Origin of the sequence: Maribacter sp. PR1, from assembly GCF_028464145.1 — a bacterium.
Lineage (GTDB): Bacteria > Bacteroidota > Bacteroidia > Flavobacteriales > Flavobacteriaceae > Maribacter.
The window spans coordinates 73,538-86,702 of record NZ_JAQPCG010000009.1; the positions used below are offsets into that span (position 1 = coordinate 73,538).

Below are 13,165 nucleotides of genomic sequence, written 5' to 3' on the forward strand. Positions count from 1 at the left end.
ACAATCTTCAGTATTCACTAGACCGTGTAACAATTACTTCTATAATTTAATTTCAACAGAACTATCACGCAAAGGAATCACATATGCCCCATTAAGCTTACTATAAGATAAGTTCTTTTCTCCATTCACCCTTAAATAGGCATTTGGTGTAAAATCATTCTTCTCATCTAAAGAAATAGTGACTTGTTTCGTTTTTATATTGTAGGTAAACTGTTTAAAGTTCCCTGCATCCAATGTTATCCAAAGATTACTTGGAGCAATGTAAATTTTTGATTTGGAAGCGGTTGTTATATCCACTTCAACAATATCTCCTTCTACGTCGAGATTACCGCCAAAAGAAAGCCACCCCATATCCTCATCATATGTTAGATAGGTGGCTGAATTTATGGCGTAACCATAAAATCCCGAGCCATAGTCACCGGAAATTCCATCAATTCGTAACGTAGATGGAAAAGAATGAAATGCTGCGGGACCAAATCCATCTTGGGTAATATTCGAAATTCCACCTAACAATCCACCATAGCCCACTTTTAAAAGATAAAGATCATCAGACGTTTTCCGGTACTGTGTCAAAACCGGAATCGCGTTCAAGGAAGACCCATAATGATGTATTTGACGCTCCACCCTGGAAGTTTCCCCAGCCTTTCCTCCATACAAAAAGTCCCAATATCTACGGGCATTGCCATTATAGGCCCAATGTGGCATGGTAGGCATATAGGCCAAGATAGCGTTCAGCGTAATTTTAGCCTTTTCGTCATATCCAAAATAACTTGACCATAAGTATACTTCCTCTTGCCCGGTAGAATCCCAGGGCATTTCACTTCCAAAGGGATAATCCAAAGCACGCCAGTGATTGGCACGATCCTTCATTCGGCTCTCCAAATCACTACTTAATTCCGTATAGCCCTCATTTTTCAAATCCTCTAAAATATACAAGAAAACAGAACCTTCCATCTGACCGAAAACCGAGTAATAAGGTGCCTTTTCCAACATGGCAATACTGGTTTGATAGGCATTTTTTAAATACCATTCCCACGACCTGTTATCCACCAAACCTTCTCGGTATCTAGCCAAGCGGTACATTACCCAATATGCGGCAGCTACATGCGGATAGTTATATGAACGTCCCGGATCATTTGCATGTTCATGGCTCCAGGCTGCCCAAGTCTTATAATTGATATCCTTGCTATACGTTCCTTTTGGCAAAGAATCTGGCTCATAGTAAAATATACTTTTTTTAACCCCATAGGTGTTGGGTCCTTCGTTATATTGAATTCCACCCCATAACGTAGAATCAATAAATTGTTCAACTTTTTTTATCTCGGAAGGTTCTGGCTGAATTAATTGTTTCATAACCGCTGCCAACCAACTACCGGCACCGCCTTCATCACTAAGACCACTAATCCAAACCCGACCATCTTGTGTCATCATTTTCTTTTGCTCGTAGTCGTAACTAATAAAAGACTTTGTTCTATGAAATGGATCATTAGGATCATCAAACCATTGATTCGTTGCCAAGAAATTTCCAAAATCTTTGACCACTTCAGTTTCAGGTTTAATTACTTTATAGTTCACCGTTTGTTGCTTTCCATCAGCGTAAGTAATTGCCAGTCTTGCCCTTCCCCATTTTTTTCCAGTGACGCTATATTTTTGTTGACCTTTAGGGGTCTTGCCCAATTCTTTAAGTTCCAAAGCACCTTTTGGTTCAATGCTAATTGATTTTATTTCGTTTTTATAGTCAATGAACAGTTGTGCCTTCACATCATGGGGAAGTACATAACCGGGAAATCCATTAATAACCGGGATTTCTTCTTTTATCAACGTTTCTTGAACTGCCCTGATGCCTTTAGAAAGGACCAATTTAAAGGAGAAATTTTTTGTCTGCTCTGGCTTCAAGATTAAAGATGTTGGCCTGTTCCACTGCTCCACTCCTTTCCATTCATTTTCAGCATACGCTTTACTATACACCATCCATTCATGAAATCCTTCAAAAACAATACTTCGTGGCGTAGGGTCATCCAACAAAGGACGATAGGCTTCAAAAGACATATTCTCTTTAGGTAGAACCAAAAGCACTGAACCTTCACCGGTTAAACGTTTCACTTCCAAATACCCAGCATCTTTTCCAATATAGGGGTCAAAAAACACATTCTGTGCATGGGTTTCTACCAGTGACTTTCCTTCTAAAATATTATTAAAAACCATAGGAACTCCTAAAGCCCCTATTTCAATAGATTGATCTGAGGTATTCCTTATTTCAAATCGAATGACCAAATGATCTCTATCTAATTCATAATACCTGTTTATGGACACCGGTATATCGCTGGGCAAGGTATTGGACAAATCTGCGCCTGCCAATATATCACTTGAAACTTCCAAAGGTTGAACAGTTGCTCGTTTAGCGGCAGTAGAATAGCTTTTCCATGTTCCATTAGTTTTCTTGATTCTTAGGTTGATATCGCCTAAGTGGTACAAACCGTCCTTATCCCTAATCTCAAGTCGGTCACCAGGTGTAAAATCAAAACGTGGATTCTCTTTGGGGCTTAAACTTGCCACAGTTTGCGAAGCTTTAACCAATTTTAATTCGAACTCTGGAGTTTCAAACTTTTGATAGATTTGTGCAATACCTAAAGTTGGTTCCTTTTTCTCTATTTTACTCCAATAGTCCTGCGCTTGAACCGAAAAAGACATTACAAGAAACAACAGTACATTATAAATTCTAAAGTTCATGATCTTTATTTTTTTCGGGGAAATCATTATTTCAATGGATTATTTTAATTCTATATCCAAATAGACCGAATGATGCCCATAGGTCTCATAAAATGGTTTAAAAAGAACCCCATCGATACTAAACTCCAAATTTCCAGATTCTTTTTGAATCGATTTGCCAATATTTTTGGTATCCAAGGTTACCTTACGCCACTCTTTCAGGGGTTCTGTTTCTTGAGCGGCCAATAATACTGGGCCATAAAACAAACTAGCTATATTTTCTTGGTCCATAATTGGATCTAAATGAAATTCAAAAGGCATTTTCAATACGATAGTGTCACCTTCTTTCCAGTTTTGACTCAACTTAAGATAACTACCTGGAACCGCAGATACTTTTTGCTCCTTACCATTTATTGTGACAAAAAATCCTTTGGTGGCCCATTTAGGCACCCGAACATTGATATCAAATTTCCCTTTGCCCTGTATGGTTAGCGCAGTTTGGTCTTTATTAGGAAAATCGGTTGTTTGCTCTATAGTTACATTATTTTCACTCCAATACAGGGTAGAAGGAACATATAAATTTACATACAAGGCTTGGTTGTCCGCACTTCTAAAATAAATGGAATTTTGAAGTTTGGTACTACTTTCCAAAGCAGTACCGTTACAACAGGTAAACCCTTTCATATCTGGATTACCAAACTCTTTAATAGATCCTGGCCGTAAGGGTACGTGATAGGTGTTCGCAGTTGAATTCTCTGCCACAGATGCCAGAATATGATTATAGAGACCACGTTCGTAATAATCCATCAACTCGGCACGTTGGTCAAAAAGAAATAGGTTCCTAGTCAATTTAAGCATATTGTACGTAGCACAAGTTTCGTTCTGACCACCGGCAGATAATCCATTTTCATAAATTGTTGCTGGCTCACTTATAAAGCATTCTGCATTTGCAGGATTGCGTGCCCCGGCTACGCCACCTATACTATACATATAATCATTTGTGGTCTTGTTCCAGAAATTATCCGCAATTCTGTAATATTCTGGGGTTTTTGAATCCCTGTACATTTCAAGTGCTCCCAGAATTTGGGGTATATGCTGGTTGGCATGAAGACCGCGGAAGGTATCCACATTTTTGGCCAACCCGTGGGAATGTTCCGCATCACCATAAAATACTTTGATATTATCAAAAGACTGGGCGACTTCCAAAAACCTAGATTCATCAGTAAGTCGATATAAGCGGGCCATAACTTCATTCATTCCACCAAATTCCCCTGCAATATAGGTGTTCCACATACTGATAAGCGTATCAGTGGATAACTGGCTCATACGGGCATGCACCCAGGTGCCCATATTTTTTGCGATTTCCAATGCTTTTTCATTTCCACTGACTTCATAGATATCCAAAAGGCCTGCTAAAATCTTATGTAACGTATAGTATGGTGCCCAAATTTTGGTGTCCTCAGTTCCGTAAATGGCTCCCTTTTCCAACATGATGAACTGATCTGGCGGATAAGCACTAATGTATCCCAGTCCCCAATTCCAATAATCCGTTCGAATACCTTCAACACTTAAATCGGAATCATATGTTATTTTTCCAGGTCCGGGAGGTACCGCCACTGGATCGAAAACATGATTGCCTCCATTTTTTGTTGGCTTTCCAGACATTTGGGATAATTTGTAAAGAACATCTACCATGTAATCCATCTTGCCTTCAAAATTTTCTTTTAGCGTTCGATCATAACCGGTACTGGCATATGCCTGAGCAATTGCCGTTAGGTAATGACCGGTGGCATGACCCCGCAATTTAGTTTCCTGACTATCCCAAACCCCCAATTCATTTGCGCCTTTAGGTTGTTCTTGACCAAATGCATTTCGGAACATATACAGGAATTCATCAGGATTGGTCCGCGCAAGAGTTGTAATGAACTTGTCCCTATTTTCTATGAATTTTGTGTGATGCCCATGAACATCATTAGTCAAGGAGACTTGATCAAGCTCAAAAGTTTCCAAAACCCTATTTGGAGTATTAGGAGCTTTTAGGTCTTTTACAACAATATTTGCGACAGCTTGGATATCTGAACCTGGGATAGTACCTATTACGGAATAGTTGCCCGGCTTCAGCACCATGTGGTTATCTTTTGGGGCAGGCCATATAACTCGAACGCTTCTTTCTATCAATCCATTACCATATACCGCCTTTATGTAACGCGGTAAGCGTGGTAGAAAGCCCACTTGGGTTTCCAGCCTAATTGCTGGAACGTCCCTTAGGAATTGATTGTAAAGTTGGGGCGTATCTTCCGGAAAAATGGGAAGATTGCCGTCTTCATCCTCCATCGTGTTCACTACGACTTCCTCCTCTCCCAAAGCGTTTTTATAGATTCTTCTGATTTGGGATTCATTTAAAGGAACTCTATATAATCTAAAATCATGCAAATTAGCATTTAAACACCCGTTCTTAGATGCAATGGATCTGCCGATATTTACTATATTGTCACCTTCCGAACTTGAATCAAAAACTTGGTCAAGTTTAATATCCTCTATACCAATCTGCCCGCTTAATTCTCCATTGAGGTAAAGCTGTAAAAGTTTCGAAGGGGTGTCAATGACTAAAGCCAAATGATTCCAAGTATCCGGCTCAATTGCCGATTGACCCAACAGGCCAACACTTCTATTTTTTGTGATAATCTCTACGTTAGTATTGTTATCAGGACCCTTTGGGCCTACCACTAAATGTGAAGAAATATCTTTACCAAAGTCAAATAGGACTTGGCCCTTTTCCGAAGAAAGCGGATAGATCCATCCTGTAATCGTTAACGATTCCTGTTTGGCGACTACTTTACCCGGAATGGAAACAAATGAATTCCCTTTACAGGATAAAAAAAGAACCTTGCCAAATTGTTCATCTATCGTATAGTGAAACTCCCCCTGGCCTTGAGCATGCAGATTATTACGGGACCAGTCCTTTGCATTTCCGTCAAAAATGTACCTGGCCATCAAACCGGTCTCCCCAATTCCATCAAGAATTTGATCCCCTTGGGCTGTTAAATGCAAGACAGACAACAATGTGAAACCTAAAAATAATCGATATAAGCTTTTATTCACTTTCCAATTTACATTCATTTTGAATGATTATTAATTATAAATTTATCTATTTCAAGGAAAAGCTGATAAGACAGGGTTAATTGTAAAAGTAGTACAATGGTTACCTGAACTTGTCTGTCAATCTTTGCTAGTTTGAACTTATTTCAATTGGACCATCACTGTTCCCAGTAATTATCCATTGAATATCACCTACATTGATACTTTTGATATCCCTTGCCATTCCTTTCACAGAAAAACCACTTTCCTTTGGTTCTATATATTTCCAACTTCCTGTTTTATTACCTAATAGAAGATTTCCATGTGAAACATCTTGTTTACCTAATGAGGGTGTAAAACCTTTAAAATTACCAACAGCCATGATATCCATTACTCCATCAGCATTTACATCTTTGGTCAAAAACGCGAATATGGGTGCCATTTGTAATTCTTTGGGTAATGGTATGGACTCGTAGGAACCATTCATATTATTAAGGTAAAGGGTTGAAGACAATATTTGGACAGTTTTAATTTGAGCCGAACTTAAATCATCTTTTGAAAACACGTTTCCCAAATCATCATTGGCATAGGATTCGTAATTACTATATCTTTTTCGTACTAGTGGCATTTGTTTTTTCAATTCATCCAAAGAATTATAAAGCCATTCTTTCCCGTTTTTAAAATAAGTAATGATAGGATCTATAGAACCGTTTTGATCCCAATCTTTTACAATCAATTTAAGGGGCTGATCTATTGTAGCGGACCATGAACTATTAAGACCCAGATTTCCCGCTAATAAATCCGTTTCATTATCACCGTTTACATCTGCCCTATAAACGGTATTCCACAAACCTGTAGAATTACTCAATTCTTGCTTAATAAATGCTGAATTTTCCTTAAAACCTAAGAAGGTTATGGGCATCCACTCACCTACTACGACCAAATCATTTTGCTTGGAATCCCAACTAGCATCCGTTACCATACCCAAATTCTTTAGAACACCAATCTTAAATATTGGATCATTATTCAAATTAACTCCTTTATTCCATAAAATATAACTATCCGGAGATACCCCATAACCACCAAATCGTGATCTTGTACCAACAAAAACGTCAATTGAACCATCTTTGTTAAAATCGCCAGCTTCAACAACAGAACCGTTGGATTTAGGCAATTCGCCGGAATATCTTATGAAGGTCCCATTACCTACATTTAAATATAACCGATCCAAATACTGGGAAGTGTCATGGGTAAAACCACCACCACTAACTACATATAAATCTTGGTCACCATCCGCATCAATATCAAAAAAAATAGCATCTACATCTTCGAAATCACCATCCCTCTCAATGGCCTGGTCGTAAACCCTTTTAAAATAATTTGAATTTTCATCACTCATTTGCATATACAATGCCCCTGGCTGTCCTTTCGCCCCTGCTACAAAGAAATCTTCCATGCCATCATTATTGATATCTCCAACCGCAATTTTAGGCCCTTCAGTCGACAGTTTATGGGGAATTAAATATTCATTGGCAAAGTCGTCAAAATTGTCTTCTTGATGGACGAAATCAACCACTGAATCTTGTATTTTTTTGAAAATTTTGGTTGTAACTTTCCTTTTATTTTCATCCAAATCACTATTGTTATAATCTAAAATTAGCATAGTATTTATGGCAATATCCTCGCGCTCTTCCGTTTGACCGTCGGACCAAATGACTTTTACTTTATCCACTTTATTTGCCTTGCCCAGCCCAAATAGCAAATTGTCATGGGATGAAGATAGCCAGCCTCTTTCAGGGTGCATTTCCTGAACAATGGATTTTCCCGAAACATCAACAATTACCTTAGCCCCTATACCATTTTTATTTTGTATGTCTCCATTTAGTTTTATTTTCAAATAATTGTTGTCATTAATCATCTCCGAATTGTTTCTGTAAATTGTATTGGCCTGATTAAGGTTATTAACCACTAGATCCAAATCGCCATCATTGTCCAAATCGCCATAGGCAGATCCCATAGAACAGCCTACCAAATCCAATCCCCATTCTTGTGAAACATTTTCAAAGGACAAATCCCCTTTATTTCTATATGCATAATTAGATACTTTGCCATCAGGCATAAGCTGAGCTAATTCTAAAGAGGACTTTTTTTCTTCTGAGGCGGAATTATATGTATAATTGATATAATTAAGGTCGTTTGGCCTTCTTAAAATGCCATTAGTAATGTATATGTCCTTTGTGCCATCATTATCATAATCTGCCAAGAGTACGGACCAACTCCAATCTGTGGCATCAATTCCTACCATTTGAGAAATTTCACTAAATTGGGAATACCCTTTAAATAGACTATCCCTATTAAGTTGTAACATATTGCGAGGAAACTGGTCATAATATCCAAAACCTTTCTTGAACTCATAAATATCATATGGATCAGCACCAGCAGATTTTTTACGAATAACCTCATCTTCAGGTTTCATATCCAAGGTCATAATATCCAAAAGACCGTCATTGTTCACATCTGCAATATCACTACCCATTGAAAAGGTACTTGTGCTAGAAGTGCTCTCCCTGATTCCTTCTTTAAAAGTGCCATCACACTGATTATAATACAGGTAATCATTATCGTGGAAATCATTTGATACATAAATATCCGGACAACCGTTGTTATCCAAATCACCTATGGCCACCGATAAACCGTAACCAGTTGCACCACCAAAAATTCCGGCTTTATCACTTACATCAATATACCTGCCTCCTTGGTTTTCTAATAAACGGTCTCCAGCCAAACTATCCCTGATAGCTCTTTTTTCTACATTCACATAAACATCGCGATTATGTATGGAATGATTTAATTGATACATGTCAAGGTCTCCATCATTATCAAAATCAAAAAAAGCAGATTGTTGCGCGTACCCTTTTAGATCCAAACCATACTCCGATGCTTTCTGGTCAAATGTTCCATCTGTATTATTTAAGAACAATTGGTTCCCTCCTTTGAACATATCACCGTCCCATAAATAATTCACATAAATATCCAACCAACCATCTTGATTTATATCAACTATGGTAACGCCCGTACACCAAATTCCAACACCGATAGGGCCAGCTACTTTAGCTTTCTCTGTAAAATCTTCAAATTCCAGATTGCCTTTATTTATAAAAAGTTTGTTGGATTCTTGGTTTGATGTAAAATAAATATCCGGTAGACCATCATTATCGAAATCTGCCACGGCGACACCGCCTCCATTATGGGCATACAAATACGTGTTGATATTAAAACTATCACTTTCAACGACCGTATTCGTAAAATCAATGTGCGTATCACTAGTAGATAATTCAGAAAACAATTTGACCTTGTCCTTACAACTAAAAAAAACTAAAGCAATCGCTATGCAAATAAAGGTGTTCTTAAAAAATGGCTTTTTTAAATCCATATCTATAGCCCCTCCTTAATCTTGACAAACTGCACCGCATCATTATTTTTGGCTACTAAAAAATAATCCTCACCATCAATATCCATTTCTTTTATATCTCTCACCTGCCCATTCATTCTTAATCCGATTTCATTATTTGGCACAGCTTTGAACGAGCCTTTACCATCATTCAAAAGGCATAGGCCGTAACTGGCATCATACTTCCCAATTTCAGGTTTTACCTCTGAGAGGTTGCCACCCAAAAGCAAATCCTTGAAACCATCGTTATTCACGTCCTTAGCGGCTATAGCGTAAATGGGAGAATACTGGGCCTGTCTGGGTAATGCCTCTAATTTTAAGCCTTCTGCATTGTTCCAAATTACTGCCGACTCTAAATAATTTACTTCATTTACATGGGACGATGATAGTTGTTCTTTGGTGAAGATATCCTGAATTTTTTTTAGCTTGTAATCCTCATATTTTAGAAATTCTTTTTTTAAATATGGAAGTTGTGCAGTTAAATCATGACGCAGCACTAAGGGATAAGCTTCACCATCGTTATAGGTACATATTATTTGTTCAATTGTTCCATTTTTATCAAAGTCATTTATATAACAGGAAATAGGTTTTTCATCAGATGCCTTAAACCTACTATTAAGACCATGATTCCCCAAAATATAATCATCGTCTCCATCATTATCCAAATCCACCGCCTCTATAGTATTCCACCAACCAAAAAATGATGATAGGGCTTTATCTGTAACTTTTTCAAACCCCTTATCCGTCTGTGTAAAAAGTTGAATGCTCATCCACTCTCCTACGATGATTAAATCTTGTTTTCCGTCATTATTAAAATCCGTCCAAACCGCATCCTTAATCATCCCTAACTCTTTTAAACCAGGGGCTAATTCTGCCGAGACATTATTAAATATTCCTTTACCGTTGTTCTGTAAAATATATCCATTTTGAGGAAGTCCATAATTTCTATTCTTTAGTCGTACACCAACAAAAAGATCTATATCACCATCACCATCATAGTCAGATGCACTAACACATGAAGTGCTCTCAAAGGAAGATGTAGGAAGTGTTTGCCCGCTGTCTTCAAAATCACCATGTCCGTCGTTCAAATAGAGACGATCGCTCAGGGCAGAGGAAGTAGTTGGGTATTCATTACCCCCACTAACTACGTACAAATCTTGATCTCCATCTTGATCAGCATCAAAGAACAGAGCGTCCACATCCTCTGAACGTTTATTTTTGACAAAATCATCGATTTTTCTAATTTGAAGCTTTCCTCCTTTTGTCTGTATAAATAGTTGACTTTCAAAACCCGCCGCTCCACAAAGGTAAACGTCTTCCAGGCCATCACCATTAACATCAGCAATCGCCATTTTAGGCCCCTCTGTAGAACTCATTTGAAAAATCATACCGTCTCTATCAAAATCATTAAAGACATTCTCCTTATGTGTTAGACTACCTATACCCTCATTTGGAACGGTACGTAAATCAAAACTTAAGGTTTTGTTCTTTTTTGTATCTTTTTCTTCAAATTGTAATCCTAATTTGCCTTCCTCAATTTCAAGTTTTTGATTAACGTCAATATCCAAAATTTTAGAGGCTTTGCCAGTTGGCCATTCTACAATAATTGAATCGATATTTGTTCTGTGTTTAAGGCCAAAATTCAAAATAGGATCTACGGAAGATTGAAATCCTCTACTAGGCATCTCTCGTAAAACTTGAACTTCCCCTTTTTGATAGACCGATACCTTTGAACCTAATGCATAGGTATTCTTATCCGCTCCCTTTAATTGTACCTTTAAGTACTGCGCATTAGGAGCAATTATCTCCGTATGGTTTCTATAAATGAAAGCCTCTGAATTTACATTGTTGACCACAAGGTCTAAATCTCCATCATTATCCAAATCCCCATAGGCCATACCATTGGAAAATCCCGGTTTCTGAAGCCCCCACTCCTTAGTACTATCATGAAAGCCAATCCCTTTTTGACCAGAAAAGGCAACATTCGAAATAGGTTTAGAAGGTATGATATCTATCAATTTCTTATAGTTAACCCCATTTTCTGTAACCATACTGCGAGCGACTACTTCACTTGATATATAATTTAAATAATCCTGATTTAGGATGTCTTGGTAGACACCGTTTGTAATATAGATATCCTTATATCCGTCAAGGTTAAGATCGGCCATGAGCACACTCCAACTCCAATCCGAAGCTTCCATACCTTCCAACCTAGAAATTTCACTAAATGAAATATCATTATTGGCATCCAAACCATTATTGAGGTGGAACATATTCCTTGTGAATTGACTATGGTAGCCACTTCTTATCTTGCTTTTATAGTTGTTCCAACTCTCAAAGGACATCGATGTCTTTAAACGGGACTCTTCATTTGGAAGCATTTCTGTAACGAAAATTTCCGGGAAACCGTCATTATTTATATCACCTTCATCGATACCCATAGAAGCCATACTAATGGAAGGCATTTGCTCTTCCAATTTCTCGGAGAAAGTTCCATCCGTGTTATTCATATAGATATAATCTCTCTCAAAAAAATCATTACAGACATAAATATCCTGCCAACCGTCGTCATTAATATCCGTAACTATCACCCCTAATCCAAAGCCGATGGTGCTTCCATAGATACCTGCTTTTTCACTTACATCCTTAAAATGACCATTTTCATTCCTATATAACCGATCCCCATTTAAAGAATCCCTAATATGCCGTTCGTTTTTATTTATGTTGAACGAACCTATTGCCCTAAAAGAATTGTTAACAACATAGGCATCTAAATCGCCGTCATTATCATAATCAAAAAATACGGAATGGGTAGAAAGGCCATTATCAGCCAAACCATACTGTTCAGCACTTTCTGTAAAAGTCAAATTTCCATTATTTATAAAAAGTTCGTTTTGCTTATCGTCACCATCAATATCCCCAGAATTACAAACATAGATATCCAAAAGACCATCTGCATTAACATCTACCATATTCACCCCTGTAGACCATGAGCGGTTGCCCTCAATACCTGCCTGTTTTGAAATGTCCTCAAAATAAAAGTTTCCTTTGTTCAAGTATAGTTTATTGGATTGTAGGTTTGATGTAAAATAAATATCAGACAAGCCATCATTATTAATATCTCCAATAGAGACCCCACCACCATTATAGTAATTTCTATATGTAAACACATTAAAATCTTTATCATATTCTAGTTGGTTGACAAAAGAAATACCGGTGTCATCTTTATCCAACAACTCGAAAAGTTTCGTTGTTTCTTCTTTTTTAGCCTCTTGAACACAGCTTACGAAAGACAGAAATCCTATTGTAGCAAATAAAACCTGTTTCCTCATTGACGTTCTTCTTTTAAATTGGTCAAATCAACATACCATAAGTTTATTATTTGGCCACTTGCATCTGGATAAACTGTAATTCTACGATTTCCATTAACCTTTACATGAACATCCTCCTTGTAAAATTTTGGGCTTTTAATCTTGAAAGTCTCTCCCCCATACCATTTATCCAATAGGTTAAGAACATCGAGCATAAGACTATCTCTTTCGAAAATGCCATCCTTAAATTTAGCGTTCTCATAATAAATGGCAGCATTCATTTCATTAATAGAGTCATTTTTAAATTGGGGATAAAAGGTCAAGGTTGCCGGGTAGCTCATTTCATTTAATTCAGTTTGTACCCAATTGGGGCTTTTTTGCCCACCTTGTTTAAATTTTCCTTTAATATTCATATCAAAACTATAGGTTCTAAACTCCTTAAGTGGCATTTTAAGATAAAGCCCTTTGAACAAACTATCATGACGAATCCCTTTGGCCAATTCATTTTTTTCTAAAAGTTTATATTTGGCTTCATTTGATTTAGCACACCCTATAAAAAAAATGGATAGGCTAAAACAGCCAATTATAAAAAAAACTGATTTCGACTTCATCGATT

Annotated in this window: 5 protein-coding genes; all 5 read right to left on the reverse strand. The window is 37.4% G+C overall.

Going from position 1 to position 13,165, the window contains the following annotated elements; all coding sequences use genetic code 11:
* Nucleotides 1-39 precede the first annotated feature (39 nt).
* The 5 genes from PP182_RS17745 to PP182_RS17765 all read right to left on the reverse strand — a co-directional run bounded on the left by PP182_RS17745 (nucleotide 40) and on the right by PP182_RS17765 (nucleotide 13,160).
* Complete coding sequence (locus PP182_RS17745) at nucleotides 40-2,730, reverse strand: DUF5695 domain-containing protein (RefSeq protein ID WP_272652611.1); 2,691 nt, start codon at nucleotides 2,728-2,730, stop codon at nucleotides 40-42.
* A 39-nt stretch (nucleotides 2,731-2,769) separates the two neighbouring features.
* Complete coding sequence (locus PP182_RS17750; protein ID WP_272652612.1) at nucleotides 2,770-5,829, reverse strand: beta-L-arabinofuranosidase domain-containing protein; 3,060 nt, start codon at nucleotides 5,827-5,829, stop codon at nucleotides 2,770-2,772.
* A gap of 109 nt (nucleotides 5,830-5,938) precedes the next feature.
* Nucleotides 5,939-9,220: a VCBS repeat-containing protein gene (locus PP182_RS17755; RefSeq protein WP_272652613.1), complete on the reverse strand. Its 3,282-nt coding sequence runs from the start codon at nucleotides 9,218-9,220 to the stop codon at nucleotides 5,939-5,941.
* Nucleotides 9,221-9,222: 2 nt separating this feature from the next.
* Complete coding sequence (locus PP182_RS17760) at nucleotides 9,223-12,570, reverse strand: VCBS repeat-containing protein (RefSeq protein ID WP_272652614.1); 3,348 nt, start codon at nucleotides 12,568-12,570, stop codon at nucleotides 9,223-9,225.
* Nucleotides 12,567-13,160, reverse strand: coding sequence for a hypothetical protein (locus PP182_RS17765; RefSeq protein ID WP_272652615.1), 594 nt, complete (start codon nucleotides 13,158-13,160; stop codon nucleotides 12,567-12,569). The genes PP182_RS17760 and PP182_RS17765 overlap by 4 nt, the downstream gene beginning before the upstream one ends.
* Between the last annotated feature and the right edge of the window lie 5 nt (nucleotides 13,161-13,165).

What these genes read in the sequence shown, in the direction of transcription:
- PP182_RS17745 (WP_272652611.1), bottom strand. Translation starts at nt 2,730, where the DNA reads ATGAACTTTAGAATTTATAATGTACTGTTGTTTCTTGTAATGTCTTTT.
- PP182_RS17750 (WP_272652612.1), bottom strand. Translation starts at nt 5,829, where the DNA reads ATGAATGTAAATTGGAAAGTGAATAAAAGCTTATATCGATTATTTTTA.
- PP182_RS17755 (WP_272652613.1), bottom strand. Translation starts at nt 9,220, where the DNA reads ATGGATTTAAAAAAGCCATTTTTTAAGAACACCTTTATTTGCATAGCG.
- PP182_RS17760 (WP_272652614.1), bottom strand. Translation starts at nt 12,570, where the DNA reads ATGAGGAAACAGGTTTTATTTGCTACAATAGGATTTCTGTCTTTCGTA.
- PP182_RS17765 (WP_272652615.1), bottom strand. Translation starts at nt 13,160, where the DNA reads ATGAAGTCGAAATCAGTTTTTTTTATAATTGGCTGTTTTAGCCTATCC.